We start from the raw sequence: 13,889 nt of genomic DNA, 5'->3' as shown, positions 1-13,889 counted from the left end.
GGGCCGGATGACGAAGCGGTCGGATTATCTGGCCGCCAATGCCGGGCGTCGCGCACCGATGCCCGGCTTCGTGTTGCTGGTGAAGGCGCGCGACGACGGCGACTCCAGCATGCGGCTCGGCATTACCGTCACCAAGAAGGTGGGCAATGCCGTGGTGCGCAACCGCATCAAGCGGCGCTTTCGCGCGCTGGCGCGTGAGGTCCTGCCGAGCCACGGGACGGCGGGCGCCGACCACGTGCTGATCGGCCGGCTGGCCGCGAAGGACCGCGACTGGGCGCAGCTCGGCGCCGACCTCACCCGCGCGCTGGCGAAGACACGCAAGTGATCGCGCGCGCGCTTATCCTGGTGGCGCGCGCCTGGCAGCTGGGGCCGTCGCTGGTGCTGCCGCCCTCGTGCCGGTTCCAACCATCATGTTCCGCCTATGCAATCGAGGCGCTTGGCCGCTATGGCGCGGTCAAGGGCGGGTGGCTGGCGGTGCGGCGGATCGCGCGCTGTCACCCCTGGGGCGGGCACGGCCATGATCCGGTGCCATAAGGAAAGCTTGGGACGCCTGTGAAGGACGAGAGCAAGAACTTCGTGCTGTTCGCGGTCATCGCCGCGCTCATCCTGTTCGGATGGCCGCTGGTGCAGAGCCGCTTCTTCCCGACCGCGAACCCGCCCGCCACAAAGGTCGAGCAGGGCAAGTCGCGCGTGCTGCCGCAGCCGAACGCCGACCCGACGGCCGACTCGCCCGCCGCCCTACGCGATCGCCAGCAGGTGCTCGCGGAGAGCCCGCGCGTCCGCATCGAGACGCCCGCGCTCAAGGGCTCGATCAACCTCAAGGGCGCGCGGATCGATGATCTCGTGCTGACCCGCTACAACGAGACGGTCGCCAAGGACTCGCCACCCATCCGCCTGTTCTCGCCGGCGGGGACGCAGGACGCCTATTTCGCCGCCTTCGGCTGGCGCGACGAGGGGCTGCGCCCCCCCGCCGCCGATGCGGTGTGGACCGCCTCAGCGCCGCTGCTCACCCCGGGCAAGCCGGTGACGCTGACCGCCAGCAACGCGCAGGGCCAGCGCTTCGCGCTCGAGCTGGCGGTCGACAACGACTATCTCTTCACGGTCAAGCAGACCGTCGCCAACGCCGGCAGCGGCGTGGTGCCGGTCGCCGCCTACGGCCTCGTCAACCGCATCGGCGTGTCGAAGGATCCGGACAGCTGGACGATCCACACCGGGCCGATGTCGGTCAACAACGGCGCCGCACACTATAACCCCAATTTCAAGGACCTCGCCTCGGGTCCGGCGCGCTTCACCAGCAGCGGCGGCTGGCTCGGCTTTACCGACAAATACTGGCTTGCCGCGATGGTGCCCGACCAGGGTCGCGCGTTCGACGGCCAGTTCCGCGCCGGGCCGAACCAGAGCTACCAGGCCGATTTCACCACCGCGCCGCAGCTGCTGCCGCCGGGCCGCCAGCTGAGCCAGACCGCCAAGCTGTTCGCCGGCGCCAAGGAAGTGAAGCTGCTCGACCGCTACACCGACACCGGCGCGGTGACGAAGCTGGACTATGCGATCGACTGGGGCTGGTTCCGCCTCGTCGAAAAGCCGATTTTCTATTACCTCGATCTGCTGTTCCGGCTGATCGGCAACTTCGGCGTCGCGATCATCATCCTGACGCTGACGATCCGGCTGCTCGTCTTCCCGATCGCGCAGCGCCAGTTCGCCAGCATGGCGGCGGTGCGCGCGCTTCAGCCCAAGATGAAGGCGATCCAGGAGCGCTACAAGGACGACAAGCAGCGCCAGCAGCAGGAGATCATGGCGCTATACAAGGCGGAGAAGGTCAACCCGCTGGCGGGCTGCCTGCCGACGTTCATCCAGATCCCGATCTTCTACGCGCTGTACAAGGCGCTGCTGCTGACGATCGAGATGCGCCACCAGCCGTTTGCGCTGTGGATCAAGGACCTGTCCGCGCCCGACCCGGCGACGATCCTCAACCTGTTCGGCTATATCCCGATCACGCTGCCGCACTTCCTCGCCATCGGCGTGGTGCCGGTGCTGCTGGGCATCTCGATGTTCTTCCAGTTCCGGCTCAACCCGGCGCCGATGGACGATGCACAGAAGCAGGTGTTCGCGATCCTGCCCTGGGTGCTGATGTTCGTGATGGCGCCGTTCGCGGTCGGGCTGCAGATCTATTGGATCACCACCAACTGTATTTCGATCGCGCAGCAGAAGTGGCTCTACAGCCGCCATCCACAGCTCAAGCAGGCGCCGGCCAAGTGAGCGAGGACGGCGCCACCTTCGACGAGGAGCTGATCGAGGCGGCGCGCAAGCGCTTCGCCGGCCCGGTGGAATTTCTGAAGTCGGCGCCCGCGCTCGAGTACCTCCCGCCGGCGGAGATGCCCGAGGTAGCGTTCGCCGGGCGATCGAACGTCGGCAAATCGTCGCTGCTCAATGCTTTGGTCGGTCGCAAGGCGCTGGCCCGCACTTCGGTGACGCCGGGTCGGACGCAGGAGCTGAACTTCTTCGACGTCGGGGAGCCGGCGGTGTTCCGGCTGGTCGACATGCCCGGCTATGGCTTCGCCAAGGCGCCCAAGGACGTCGTCAAGAAGTGGCGCTTCCTGGTGAACGACTATCTGCGCGGGCGGCAGGCGCTCAAGCGCGCGCTGGTGCTGATCGACAGCCGGCACGGCATCAAGGAGGTCGACCGCGAAGTACTCGCGATGCTCGACAAGGCCGCGGTGAGCTACCGCCTGGTGCTGACCAAGGCGGACAAGGTGAAGGCCACCGACCTCGCCGAGGTGCTGGCGCGCACCGAGGAGGAAGCGCGCAAACGCCCGGCGGCGCACCCGCAGATCCTGCAGACGTCGAGCGAGACCGGTATGGGGATCGCCGAGCTGCGCGCGGCGGTGATCGAGTCGATCGGCTAGGCTGGGGCAGAGTTGAGGCGCGCGGGCATAGTCTACGCGATCGCCCATCCTCCTCTCGTCATTCCTGCGAAGGCAGGAACCCAGACACGCTGACGTTCGCGATGGAGCTGGGACGTCCGCGCGTCTGGATCCCCGCCTCCGCGGGGATGACGGAAGGAAAGCGGGACGGCCGGCGCTCGCCCGCACTCGGACGTCCGCCTTCAGGTTACCGCCGCTGCCGCTGTCGTTGGCATCTACGCGGCATCCGCGCACGCGCCGCCTTTGCTCAACCGTCTCAATGCGCCCGCGCGCGTTCCCGCGCCGCGGCGATCTGGCGGCGCAGCAGTTCGGAACGGCTCGGCGCGGCGACGGGCAAGTCGAACACCAGCCGCGGCGCCTGGACGAAAGCGGGTGCGCGCGCCGAGAGGTCGGCGGTGCACGGCGGCGTGGCGAGCGGGTCCAAGGTCATCGACATTACCCTCCGGCCGGAAATGGCCGACCGCGACGCTACACCGGACGTCACTGCCGCAGGCTCTACGAGGGCGGTTAACCGCACGCACACGCCCGCGGCGGCGACACGCGCGATTGCCCTCCTTGCCGCGCGCGCCTAACCAGCGGGAATGAAGCTGATCATCGGCAACAAGGCGTATTCCTCCTGGTCGCTGCGCGGATGGCTCGCCTGCCGCCAGTCGGGGCTCACCTTCGAGGAAGTGGTGGTGCCGCTTTACGACGAGGCGTGGGACAAGCGCCGCGAGGGCGACGAGTTCGCCCCCTCCTCGGGCAAGGTGCCGATCCTGTGGGACGGCGAGGCAGTGGTGTGGGACAGCCTCGCCATCGTCGACTATCTCGCCGACAAGGTCGGGCGTGCCCGCTTCTGGCCCGAGGACGAGGCGGCGCGCGCGATGGCCAGATCGATGGCGGCGGAGATGCACTCCAGCTTCGCGGCGCTGCGCCGCAAGCACGGCATGAACGTGCGCCAGATCTACCCGCCCGCCGCGATCGACGACGACGTGGTGGCCGACCTGACGCGCATCTTCGAGCTCTGGGCGCAGGCGCGCGCGCGATTCGGGGGTGCCGGCGAGGGCGACTTCCTGTTTGGCGCGTTCGGCGCGGCCGATATCATGTTCGCACCGGTGTGCACGCGAATCGTCACCTACTCGCTCCCCGCCCCCCGCTTCGCCGCCGCCTATATCGGCGCAGTGCTGCGCCATCCCTTTCTGCAGGACTGGATCGCCGGCGCGCAGGAGGAAGAGTGGGTGATCGAGAAGTTCGAGCAGCCGGTCGCCTAATGCGTCCCGTTGTCGTCGGGAGTCGGCTCGGCCTCGTAGCCGTGCAGCGGGTGCCAGCGCATCGCGATATCGGGATAATGGACCGTCGACGCCTCGGGCAGGCTCACCGCGAACAGCACGCAGGGCGAGTCGCTCTCGTTGCGGAGGTGGTGCGCGTTCGCCTCGCCCTTTCGAAAGGTGGCGATGTCGCCGGGGCGCATCGGGTGACGACCGGTGTCGTCGACCAGCACCGCCTCGCCGCTGAGCACGACCACCACCTCATCCTCGCCCTCGTGCCAGTGGCGCTGCGACGACCAACCGCCCGGCGGCACCGTGACATGCGTGGCGACGAAGTCGCTCAGCGCCACCGCCTCGGACAGCACGCGCACGGTGCGATCGGACGCCGCCGCCGCAAACGGCTCGGGATAGTCGCTCCCCTCATGCGACGGCAGGCGCTCGATATCGACCTTGGGCATAAAGGACTCCTCGCGTGATCGACGTGGTTCAACTCGCGGGCGCGCTGATCGCTGCGGAGAGCGTGACCCCGGCGCGCGGCGCGGTGTTCGACGTGATCGAGGCCGCGCTGCTGCCGCTCGGCTTCGCGGTCGAGCGCTTGGTCGCGGGAGAGGCGCCCGACGGGCCGGTCGAGAACCTGCTCGCGACTCGCGGCAGCGGGCGTCACCTGGCTTTCGCCGGTCACGTCGACGTCGTGCCCCCGGGACCGGGCTGGAGCACGGGCGCTTTCGAGCCGGTGATTGCCGACGGCGCGCTCCGCGGGCGCGGCGCGGTCGACATGAAGGGGGCGGTGGCTGCGTTCGTCGCCGCTGCGGCGCGCGTCGACGCCGACGCCGGCCAGTTGACGCTGATCATCACCGGCGACGAGGAGGGGCCCGCTACTTACGGCACGGTCGCGCTGATCGAGCGGATGCGCGCGCGCGGCCTGCTGCCCGACATGTGTCTGGTCGGCGAGCCCACCTCGGTCGCGGCGCTCGGCGACATGGTCAAGATCGGGCGGCGCGGCTCGGTCAATATCTGGATCGACGTGCCGGGCCGGCAGGGTCACGTCGCCTACCCGCACCTCGCCGACAACCCGATCCCGCCGCTGATCGCCGCGTTGACCGAGCTCGACGCGCTGGTGCTCGACACGGGCAGCGAGTGGTTCCAGCCCTCCAACCTCGAGATCACCGACGTCACGGTCGGCAATCCCGCGACCAACGTCATTCCCGCGCACGCCGGCGCGCGACTGAGCATCCGCTTCAACGACCTGCATCGCGGCGCCGACCTTGCGGCGCGGGTTGAGGCGCTCGTGCACACGCACGCGCCCGCCGCGCAGGTGGTGGCACGGATCTCGGGCGAGGCGTTCCTCACCGCGCCGGGGGCGCTGTCGGCGCTGGTCTCGGCGGCGATCCTCGAGGTGACGGGGCGAACGCCCGAGCTGTCCACTACCGGCGGCACCTCCGACGCGCGCTTCCTGCGCGCGCTATGCCCGGTGGTGGAGTTCGGCCTCCTCAACGCGACGATGCACAAGGCGGACGAGGCGGTGGCGCTCGACGATCTGGCGCGGCTGAGCGACATCTACGAGCGAGTGATCGAGCGCGCGTTCTCGGGGTGAGGCCAAGGTCGCCTCGTGCCCGAGATCTGAGACTGCCGTCATTCCGGCTCAAGGCCAGGATGACGAAGGCCGATGATAGGAGCGACGGTCGCCTTCTAGACCGTCCGCCTCACCGTTTCCGTCGCAGGATCACGTACAGCGCGCCCGCGCCACCGTGCCGCGGGTGGGCGTTGCGAACCGCTGCGATCGCACCGGCGTGACGCGAGAGCTGGAGCCAATCGAGTACCGAGGCACGGATCGCGCCGCGCGCGTGCGGGCGCTGGCTCTCCGGCCGCGGCGGCTTGCCCGTGACGAGCAGCACCACGCGCTCCCCGCGCGCGATGGCCGCGCCCAGGCCGAGGTCGAGCGCGCTATGCGCCGAGGCGAGCGTGTGGCCGTGCAGGTCGATCGTCCGCTCGGGCGCGACATGACCGGTCGCGAGCCGCCGATCCCAGCCGCGGTCGAGCGTCTCGCCGGGGCCGCGCGGCGCGGGCCGCACCGGCGCACTGACCGGAGTCGCCGCGGTCGCCCGTGCCGGCGCGATGGGCTCGGGCATCGGTGGCGCGGCGGCGACGGGCTCGGCCCGCCGTCCCGGCAGCGCGCGCACCGTGGCGCGCACGCGCGCCCACAGCGCTTCCTCGTCAGCGCCGAGGCGTCGACCCGCCACCCACGCCTCCCGCGGCGCGGCGCGCTACCCAGCGGTCGTAGCCGCCGACCGGCAACAGCAGGAAGGCGGTGCCGCGCGCGCTCATCCCGCCCGCGGTGGCGCGCGCCGCCTCACCCGCACCCCAGAAGGTGTCGACGCGGTTGGCGCCCTTGATCGCACCGCCGGTGTCCTGCGCGATCCACACGCCGTTAGCGTCGGTGCGATCCATCGAGAGGAAGATCGGCGCGCCGAGCGGCACGAAACGCGGGTCGGCGGCGACGGTGACGCCGCCGGTGACCGGCAAGCCGAGCGCACCGAGCGGCGGCCCGTCGAGTTCGCGGAAGAAGACGTAGCTCTTGTTCTCGCGCATGATCGCGCGGCCTTCTTCGGGATGCGCGTGGAGCCAGGCGACGATCCCCTGCATCGACGACTGCCCCGGTTCGAGCAGCCCGCGGCTCTTCATCAGCGCGCCGATCCCGGTATATTCGCGGCCGTTCTGCGTCTCATAGCCGATGCGCAGCACCTCACCGCCGCGCATCCGCACCAGCCCCGAACCCTGCACCTGAAGGAAGAACAGCTCGACCGGGTCCACGGCATAGCCGAGCACGCGCGCGCGGCCCTCCAGCGCGCCCTGCTCGATCGCGGTGCGATCGTAATATGGCACCAGCCGGCTGCCCTCGACACGCCCGCGGATCTTCTTGCCCACGAGCGTGTCGACGAAGCTGCCGAGGTCGACGTCGATCAGGTCGGTCGGGCGCGCGTAGATCGGCGCGTAGCCGGGCCGCGGCTCCCGCGAGCCCGCGATCTCAGGGATGTAATAGCCGGTGGCGAAGGCGCGGCCGTCGCCGACCTGAACCGCCTCGAACCAGCGCTGGAAGAAGGAAGCGGCGTCGCGGTCGGCGGCGGTCGACGCCGCGGTGCAGGCCGCCTGCCAGTCGGCGCCGAGCGTCAGCCCGCTCGAGTCGGTGCGGCGGACGAGACTGGGGCAGCTCAGCCGGAAAGCGGCGAGCGCGGCGCTGGCCTGGTCGCGCTCAAGTGGGAGCGTGCTGATCGCGGGGCCGCGCACGATGCCGTTGGCAGAGGCACTGACGGCGCCCGGCACGGCGATGCCCGGCATCGGTGCGAGCGGAGTAGACGCGACGGGCTGCCGCGCCGGCCGGTCGAGCGGATAGGAGGTCGGCGCGGGCGCGCGCGCCGGGCGTGAGGCGGGGGGGGCCGCGACCGGGCGGCTCGCGGTGCTACGTGGCGGTGTCGGCCGCTCGCCGGGCCCGACGCACGCCGCGACCACCATCGCACTCGCTACCGCGAGCGCCCCCCTCATCCGCATTCCGCCCCTTTCCCTGTCACGCCGTTGTTCGCGGCGTCCTCACGCCTCGTCGGTGTCCGCGAGGATCCAGTTCGGGTCGGCGTTCTTCACCTGGCGCACGAAAGTCCACACGTCGTGAGTCTCGACCGCATCGCTGGTCGAGCCCGCGACCACCTGGCCCTCGCCGTCGCGGGTCACGGCGGCGATATCGGCGTCGAAGCGTACCGTCACGCGTGCCTCGCCGGCGCCGACCGACGCCGACGCGATGCTGGCGCGCTCGATCGAGATCAGGCGGTTGTCGAGCACGTGACCGGCCGCCTGGCGCGCCTCGACCGCCTCCTGGAACGCGGCGAGCACGTCGGGCGCGACGAGCCCACGCAGCGCTTCGACGTCACCGCGCCAATAGGCTTCCAGGATCATGCGATAGGCCGACTTCGCGCCCTCGATGAAGCGGTTGACATCGAACTGCGGCTCGGCGGCGACGAGCGCGCGCAAGCCCGGCTCGGTGCCGCTGTCGAACGGCCGCATGACCGGCTCGCGCACCTCGGGCGTGACGTCCACGGTGCGCGGCAGCGCCGTCGCGCCGACTCGTTCCTCCGCCGGCTTGGGCAGCGGCTGCTCGTGGCCCGAGCGCTTGCCGAGGACCGAGTAGAGGCGCAGGGCGAGAAAGCCGGCAACCATGGCGAGCAGGACTACGTAGAACACGGCAACTCCAGACGGCTGGTCTGCGAAAACTCAACGTCGTACATAGGCATGACGGCGCCGAACATCAAACTGCCCTGGGTCAAATCGCCGGGGCGGCGATTGTATCCCGCCGACCGCGCTGCTAACCGCCGCTCACTGCCGCGCCCGGGCCACCGGCGCGCGCGACACAGGATCGGTGAAGGGACGGACGATGGACAGCCAGGACAATCTCGGCAACGAGCCGCTCGCCAACGGCGCGGACACGGGCCCGGCGGCGGGGCTGATCTCGCAGTACGTCAAGGACCTGTCGTTCGAGAACCCGAACGCGCCGGCGGTCTATCAGGAGCCCAACCCGCCCGAGATTAACGTCCAATTCGACATTGGCGCGGCGCAGGTGGGCGAGGAAGTCCATGAGGTGACGCTCAAGATCGAGGTGCGCGCCACTACCGGCGGCAAGACCGCCTTCATCGCCGAGCTCTCCTATGCGGGCCTGTTCGGGCTGCGCAACGTGCCGGCCGAGCATGTCCAGCCCTTCCTGCTCGGCGAAGGCCCGCGGCTGCTGTTCCCGTTCGCGCGCCGCGTCGTCGCCGACGCGATCCGCGACGGCGGCTTCCCGCCGCTGCTGCTCGAGCCGATCGACTTCAACGCGTTGTTCCTGCAGCAGGCGCAGGCGCAGGGCGTGTCGTTCGGCGGCGAGATCGGCCAGGCCTGAGGCCGATGCGCGGTGCTCCTGCGCAGGCAGGAGCCCAGGGCGGCGGGCGCTGCTCCCGTGGCTCTGGGTTCCCGCGTGCGCGGGAACACCGGCGGCCATTGACGCTATGAACCTCGCCAAAGCGCTCGGATCGGTCGGCGGGCTAACGCTCGCCAGCCGCGTGCTCGCGCTGGTGCGCGACACGCTGCAGGCGAGCTATGTCGGCGCCGGCTTTGCCTCCGACGCCTTCTTCGTCGCCTTCCGCCTGCCCAACATGTTCCGCGCCTTGTTCGCGGAGGGCGCCTTCTCCGCCGCCTTCATCCCCTTGTTCAACCGCAAGGTGGCCGAGGGTGGCGGTACGCCCGCGGGCGTCGACTTCGCCGAGCGCGCGCTGGCGGTGCTGTTCCCGGTGCTGCTCGTCTTCACTGCCGCGATGCTGATCGCGGCGTGGCCGATCACCTTGGCGCTTTCGGGCGGGTTCGACCGTCAGCAGCCGACGCCCGAGCAGTTCGCCTTCGCGGTGATGCTGTCGCGCTTCACCATCCCCTATCTCATGCTGATCTCGCTCGTCTCGCTCCTGGGCGGCATCCTCAACTCGCTCAATCGCTTCTGGGTGAATGCCGCGGCGCCGATCCTGCTCAACGTGGCGATGGTCGGCGCGCTTATCTTCTTTCACGGTGCGGACTCCTACGCGACCGCGCGGGTGCAGGCGATCTCGGTGACCGTGGGCGGCGCGTTCCAGCTCGCCTGGCTCTGGTGGGCGTGCGGTCGCGCCGGAGTCTCGCTCAGGCTGCGCCGACCGCGCGTCGACGACGACGTGAAGCGGCTGCTCACGCTGATCGTCCCCGCCGCGGCAGGTGCGGGCGCGGCGCAGGTCAATCTCGCCATCTCAACCGCGCTCGCGGGCTGGCTGCTGCCCGCAGGATCGATCTCCGCGATCTATTACGCCGACCGGCTCAACCAGCTGCCGCTCGGCATGATCGGCATCGGGCTCGGCACAATCCTGCTGCCGGTCGTGTCGCGGCTGCTGAGCGAGGGGCGCGAGGCCGAGGCGATGGAGACGCAGAACCGCGGGCTGGAACTCGCGCTATTCCTCACCTTGCCCGCCACCGCCGCCTTCGTCTTCGCCGCCGAGCCGATCGTGCGCGGACTGTTCCAGCACGGCGCCTTCACCGGCGCGGACAGCGCGCGCTCGGCGCAGGCGCTCGCCGCCTTCTCGCTCGGACTGCCCAGCTACGTACTGGTCAAGGTGCTCACCCCCGGCTTCTACGCGCGCGCCGACACGCGGACGCCGGTGCGGCTGGCGCTCTATTCGGTGGCGCTCAACCTCGTCGGCAACCTTGTGCTGATCCCGACGCTGGCGCATTGGAACATCGGCCAGATCGGCCCGCCGCTCGCCACCGCGCTGGCGTCGACGGTGAACGTCGCCTCACTGTACGTCGTGCTGGCGCGACGCGGCCATTTCGCGCTCGACCCGCAGCTCAAGCGCAAGGTGCCGCGGCTCGCCCTCGCCGCATTGCTGATGGGCGGGGCGCTGCTGCTGGTGACGCCGCTGGTCGACCCTTATCTCACCGGCAGCCTCGTCGTGCGCGGCGTCGCACTGGCGGTGCTGGTCGGCGCAGGCGTGGCGATCTACGCGCTCGCCTGTTTCGCCACCGGCGCGTTCCGTGTCGCCGACCTCCGTTCCCTCCTCCGTCGCAGAGCCTCGTCCCGATGACCAAGATGCGCGTCGTCTCCGGTATCAAGCCCACCGGCAACCTCCACCTCGGCAACTATCTGGGGGCGGTGAAGCAGTGGGTGGCGATGCAGGACCAGATCCAGGCGCAGGGGGGCGAGACGATGTACTTCATCGCCGACCTGCACGGCCTGACCGAGTTCATCGCGCCCGCCGAGCTGACCGCCAACACGATCGAGATGACCGCCACGCTGGTCGCCGCCGGAATCGACCCCGAGCGCTCGATCCTGTTCAACCAGGCGCGCGTGCCCGCGCACAGCGAACTCGCCTGGCTGCTCAACAATGTCGCGCGCGTCGGCTGGCTCAACCGCATGACCCAGTTCAAGGACAAGGCGGGGAAGAACCGCGAGGGCGCCAGCGTCGGGCTGTACGACTATCCCGTACTGATGGCCGCCGACGTGCTGCTCTACAACGGCACGCACGTGCCCGTCGGCGAGGACCAGAAGCAGCATCTCGAGCTGGCACGCGACATCGCGACCAAGTTCAACACCGATTATGACAGCGCGCTGTTCACCTTGCCCGAGCCGCTGATCAGCGCCGCGGCGCCGCGCATCATGTCGCTGCGTGACGCCGCGGCGAAGATGAGCAAGTCCAACCCGTCGGAACAGTCGCTGGTGAAGCTGATCGACAGCGACGAGATGATCGCGGACAAATTTCGCAAGGCGAAGACCGACCCCGACCTGCTCCCCGCGACGATGGAGGAGCTGGACGGCCGGCCCGAGGCGCGCAACCTGCTGACGATCTTCGCCGCGCTCGCCGACCGCACGCCGCAGGACGTGCTCGGCGAGTTCGCCGGCAAGGGCTTCGGCGCGTTCAAGCCGGCGCTGGCGGACCTGGCGGTGGCCACCCTCGCGCCGATCCGCGACGAGATGGTGCGGCTGCTCGACGACCGCGCCGCGATCGACTCGATCCTGGAGCGCGGCGCGGAGAAGGCGCGCGCGCTCGCGACACCGACGCTGAAGGCGGCGCAACGAGCAATGGGGTTGTTGGCGTAAGCTGCGCGGGAGCGATGGCGCATTCCGCCAAATGATGGCGCACCTAGATGCCCGGAGCGGTCTCTCATCCTCCCCTTTATGGGAAGGTAGCAGGCCGCAGGCGTGACGGAGGAATGACCCGATCGGTGAGTGAGCGCTGGACTCACCACCGGTGACACCCCGCCACCAGCCGTCGGCCGGTCCCCCCCCCTTGCAGGGAAGGACGTGCAGGCCAAGCTCGATAAAGTTGGCATCACTCTTGCTGAGCATCTCGCGAGCCGCGGCGACCGCGGCCCCGAGAGAGCGAGAGAGCGCATGACCGACACCACCACCCTGCCCGCCCCGCGCGACAATCTCTTCGGCGTGTGCGCCGCGGTCGGTGCGGACCTGGGCTTCAATCCGCTGTGGCTGCGCGCCGTCTTCGCGGGCGCTCTGCTGTTCAGCCTGGAAGCGGTGCTGGCGACCTATGCCGCGCTCGGCGTGATCGTGCTGGCCAGCCGGCTACTCTTCCCCGATCGCCGGCGCGCGACCGCCACTGCCGAGATCACGCCACTCCCCAGTGCGATCGCGCCGAGCCAGGAGGAGCCGCTGCGCCGCGCGGCGTGAGCGGCGCTCAGCCGCCGAGCTGGCCGAGCAGCAGGCGCACCGCGCCGTCGACCTCGCGGTCACTGTCGCGCAGCGCCTCGATCCGCTTCACCGCGTGTATCACGGTGGAGTGATCGCGCCCACCGAACTTGCGGCCGATCTCGGGCAGCGAGCGCGTGGTGAGTCGCTTGGCGAGATACATCGCGATCTGCCGCGGCCGCGCCACCGTCCGCGCGCGGCGCGCCGAGATCAGGTCGAGCGGCTTGAGTTCGAAATGGTCCGAGACCAGTTTCTGGATCTGGTCGATCGTCACGCGGCGCTGATGGCCCCGCAGCATGTCGCCGAGTGTCTGCGTCGCGAAGTCGAGGTCTATCGTCGCCCCGGTTAGCATCGCGTAAGCGGTGACCCGGGTAAGCGCCCCCTCCAGCTCGCGGATGCTCGCGGTGATCCGGGCCGCCAGCAGGTCGAGCACCGCGGCGGGCACGCGCACGTCGGGCATGTCCGCCACGCGGCGCGCGAGCACCTCGCGGCGCAGCGCCAGCGACGAGGGGCGGATGTCCGCCACCAGGCCGCCGCCGAGACGACCGAGGATGCGCGGCTCGATCCCCTCGAGCGCCTGGGGCGCGCGATCGGCGGCGATCACCAGCCGCTTACCCGCCGCCATGATCTCGTTGACGGTGTGGAAGAACTCCTCCTGCGTCGAGTCCTTGCCGGCGATGAACTGGAGGTCGTCGATCAGCAGCAGGTCGAGCCCGCGCAGCTTCATCTTGAACGCGAATGTGTCGCGCGCACGCACCGCGGCGACGAACTCGAACATGAAGCGCTCCGCCGACATGAGCATCACGCGCGCGCCCGGGTGCGCCGTCAGGAAGGCGTGCGCCACCGCGTTCATCAGATGGGTCTTGCCCTGTCCGGTCGCGCCGTGAAGGAACAGGGGGCTGAAGCGCACCGGACCGGGCTCGGCCAGCGCGCGCGCGGCGTTGACCGCGACCAGGTTCGACTCGTCCACCACAAAACGATCGAAGGTGAGCCGCGGATCAAGCTGCGGGCGCTCGCCGGCCTCGCCTGATCCCTCGGCGACCGGCTCGGCCGGTGCCGCGACCGCGGCGGGCGCGGTCAGCACGGCGGCGACCGGCGCGCGCGACGCGGTCTCGACCTCGACGCTGCGCACGCCCGGCAACACCGCGCGAAACTCGTGTACCAGCCGCTCGGCATAGTGGCTGCGCACCCAGTTGGTCATGAACGGCGATGGCAGCGTCAAGCGGACGTCGAGCGGGTCGGTCGCGTCGGCCAGCGCGATCGGCGCGAGCCACTGGTCGAAGAGCCGCGCCCCGGCGGACTGGCGCAGGTTGGCGCGCACCCGGGTCCAGGCCCGCGCCACGTCGCTCATCCCGTCCACTCGTTCCGCCACTTGCGCCACGCACAGCTCTCCCGTTGCCGCGAACGCGAGCGTTCGCGGATCCTTCATCCGCAAAGTCAAACGTCCCCCTGCCCGCGGCCCCTCGCGCGTCGGCTATCAGACGGTGT

Annotated in this window: 16 protein-coding genes; 10 read left to right on the top strand and 6 right to left on the bottom strand. The window is 70.1% G+C overall.

Annotation, left to right across the window (positions count from 1 at the left end):
- The first annotated feature begins 7 nt into the window (after positions 1-7).
- The 4 genes from rnpA to yihA are packed head-to-tail and all read left to right on the top strand — an operon-like array spanning position 8 to position 2,903.
- Complete coding sequence (rnpA, locus tag FHY03_RS05765) at positions 8-325, top strand: ribonuclease P protein component (RefSeq protein ID WP_183920887.1); 318 nt, start codon at positions 8-10, stop codon at positions 323-325.
- Positions 322-534, top strand: coding sequence for a membrane protein insertion efficiency factor YidD (yidD, locus tag FHY03_RS05760; protein ID WP_183920888.1), 213 nt, complete (start codon positions 322-324; stop codon positions 532-534). The genes rnpA and yidD overlap by 4 nt, the downstream gene beginning before the upstream one ends.
- Positions 535-552: 18 nt before the next feature.
- Positions 553-2,256, top strand: a complete 1,704-nt coding sequence (gene yidC, locus FHY03_RS05755; protein ID WP_183929402.1) for a membrane protein insertase YidC — start codon at positions 553-555, stop codon at positions 2,254-2,256.
- Positions 2,253-2,903, top strand: a complete 651-nt coding sequence (gene yihA / locus FHY03_RS05750) for a ribosome biogenesis GTP-binding protein YihA/YsxC (RefSeq protein WP_183929400.1) — start codon at positions 2,253-2,255, stop codon at positions 2,901-2,903. The genes yidC and yihA overlap by 4 nt, the downstream gene beginning before the upstream one ends.
- A gap of 274 nt (positions 2,904-3,177) precedes the next feature.
- On the opposite strand, the gene FHY03_RS05745 is transcribed toward yihA, so the two are convergent.
- The gene (locus FHY03_RS05745; protein WP_183920891.1) at positions 3,178-3,351 is read right to left on the bottom strand and encodes a hypothetical protein; all 174 of its coding nucleotides are present in this window, start codon (positions 3,349-3,351) and stop codon (positions 3,178-3,180) included.
- A 151-nt stretch (positions 3,352-3,502) separates the two neighbouring features.
- Here FHY03_RS05745 and FHY03_RS05740 point away from each other — a divergent pair, with 151 nt between their 5' ends.
- Positions 3,503-4,171: a glutathione S-transferase family protein gene (locus FHY03_RS05740; RefSeq protein ID WP_183920892.1), complete on the top strand. Its 669-nt coding sequence runs from the start codon at positions 3,503-3,505 to the stop codon at positions 4,169-4,171.
- Here FHY03_RS05740 and FHY03_RS05735 read toward each other — a convergent pair.
- Entirely contained in the window at positions 4,168-4,626 is a 459-nt protein-coding gene (locus FHY03_RS05735) for a cupin domain-containing protein (RefSeq protein ID WP_183929398.1), read from the bottom strand. The two genes, FHY03_RS05740 and FHY03_RS05735, sit on opposite strands and share 4 nt — an antisense overlap.
- 14 nt (positions 4,627-4,640) lie before the next feature.
- On the opposite strand from FHY03_RS05735, the gene dapE reads away from it, so the two are divergent.
- Complete coding sequence (dapE, locus tag FHY03_RS05730) at positions 4,641-5,762, top strand: succinyl-diaminopimelate desuccinylase (RefSeq protein WP_183929396.1); 1,122 nt, start codon at positions 4,641-4,643, stop codon at positions 5,760-5,762.
- Positions 5,763-5,871: 109 nt separating this feature from the next.
- Here the strand turns inward: dapE and FHY03_RS05725 are convergent, their stop codons facing one another.
- The 3 genes from FHY03_RS05725 to FHY03_RS05715 are packed head-to-tail and all read right to left on the bottom strand — an operon-like array spanning position 5,872 to position 8,398.
- Entirely contained in the window at positions 5,872-6,408 is a 537-nt protein-coding gene (locus FHY03_RS05725) for a Smr/MutS family protein (RefSeq protein ID WP_311721321.1), read from the bottom strand.
- The gene (locus FHY03_RS05720; RefSeq protein WP_183929394.1) at positions 6,383-7,714 is read right to left on the bottom strand and encodes a murein transglycosylase A; all 1,332 of its coding nucleotides are present in this window, start codon (positions 7,712-7,714) and stop codon (positions 6,383-6,385) included. Before FHY03_RS05720 ends, FHY03_RS05725 begins: the two co-directional genes overlap by 26 nt.
- Before the next feature lie 39 nt (positions 7,715-7,753).
- Positions 7,754-8,398, bottom strand: coding sequence for a Tim44/TimA family putative adaptor protein (locus tag FHY03_RS05715; protein ID WP_183920896.1), 645 nt, complete (start codon positions 8,396-8,398; stop codon positions 7,754-7,756).
- A 190-nt stretch (positions 8,399-8,588) separates the two neighbouring features.
- On the opposite strand from FHY03_RS05715, the gene secB reads away from it, so the two are divergent.
- From secB to FHY03_RS05695, 4 genes are all read left to right on the top strand, one after another.
- Positions 8,589-9,089 carry a protein-export chaperone SecB gene (gene secB, locus FHY03_RS05710; RefSeq protein ID WP_183920897.1) on the top strand — a complete coding sequence of 167 codons (501 nt, stop codon included), beginning with the start codon at positions 8,589-8,591 and terminating at the stop codon, positions 9,087-9,089.
- Positions 9,090-9,195: 106 nt separating this feature from the next.
- A complete protein-coding gene (gene murJ, locus FHY03_RS05705; RefSeq protein ID WP_183920898.1) occupies positions 9,196-10,785 on the top strand; it encodes a murein biosynthesis integral membrane protein MurJ in 1,590 nt (529 codons plus the stop codon).
- Positions 10,786-10,790: 5 nt separating this feature from the next.
- Positions 10,791-11,798 carry a tryptophan--tRNA ligase gene (trpS, locus tag FHY03_RS05700; protein ID WP_183930319.1) on the top strand — a complete coding sequence of 336 codons (1,008 nt, stop codon included), beginning with the start codon at positions 10,791-10,793 and terminating at the stop codon, positions 11,796-11,798.
- 294 nt (positions 11,799-12,092) lie between these two features.
- Positions 12,093-12,383: a PspC domain-containing protein gene (locus FHY03_RS05695; protein ID WP_183920899.1), complete on the top strand. Its 291-nt coding sequence runs from the start codon at positions 12,093-12,095 to the stop codon at positions 12,381-12,383.
- A 7-nt stretch (positions 12,384-12,390) separates the two neighbouring features.
- Here FHY03_RS05695 and dnaA read toward each other — a convergent pair whose 3' ends face one another.
- Entirely contained in the window at positions 12,391-13,752 is a 1,362-nt protein-coding gene (gene dnaA / locus FHY03_RS05690) for a chromosomal replication initiator protein DnaA (RefSeq protein ID WP_183929392.1), read from the bottom strand.
- Positions 13,753-13,889: the final 137 nt, after the last annotated feature.

It is taken from the genome of Sphingomonas sp. BK345 (genome assembly GCF_014193845.1).
Taxonomy (GTDB): Bacteria; Pseudomonadota; Alphaproteobacteria; order Sphingomonadales; family Sphingomonadaceae; genus Sphingomonas.
The sequence above is the reverse complement of the archived record's forward strand: the minus strand, read 5'-3'. Positions and strand labels throughout refer to the sequence as shown.

Excerpts from the sequence above, each read along its gene's own strand:
- dnaA (WP_183929392.1), bottom strand. The coding sequence starts at position 13,752 with ATGAGCGACGTGGCGCGGGCCTGGACCCGGGTGCGCGCCAACCTGCGC.
- FHY03_RS05735 (WP_183929398.1), bottom strand. The coding sequence starts at position 4,626 with ATGCCCAAGGTCGATATCGAGCGCCTGCCGTCGCATGAGGGGAGCGAC.
- murJ (WP_183920898.1), top strand. The coding sequence starts at position 9,196 with ATGAACCTCGCCAAAGCGCTCGGATCGGTCGGCGGGCTAACGCTCGCC.
- secB (WP_183920897.1), top strand. The coding sequence starts at position 8,589 with ATGGACAGCCAGGACAATCTCGGCAACGAGCCGCTCGCCAACGGCGCG.
- FHY03_RS05695 (WP_183920899.1), top strand. The coding sequence starts at position 12,093 with ATGACCGACACCACCACCCTGCCCGCCCCGCGCGACAATCTCTTCGGC.
- FHY03_RS05740 (WP_183920892.1), top strand. The coding sequence starts at position 3,503 with ATGAAGCTGATCATCGGCAACAAGGCGTATTCCTCCTGGTCGCTGCGC.
- rnpA (WP_183920887.1), top strand. The coding sequence starts at position 8 with ATGACGAAGCGGTCGGATTATCTGGCCGCCAATGCCGGGCGTCGCGCA.
- FHY03_RS05745 (WP_183920891.1), bottom strand. The coding sequence starts at position 3,351 with ATGACCTTGGACCCGCTCGCCACGCCGCCGTGCACCGCCGACCTCTCG.
- FHY03_RS05720 (WP_183929394.1), bottom strand. The coding sequence starts at position 7,714 with ATGCGGATGAGGGGGGCGCTCGCGGTAGCGAGTGCGATGGTGGTCGCG.
- trpS (WP_183930319.1), top strand. The coding sequence starts at position 10,791 with ATGCGCGTCGTCTCCGGTATCAAGCCCACCGGCAACCTCCACCTCGGC.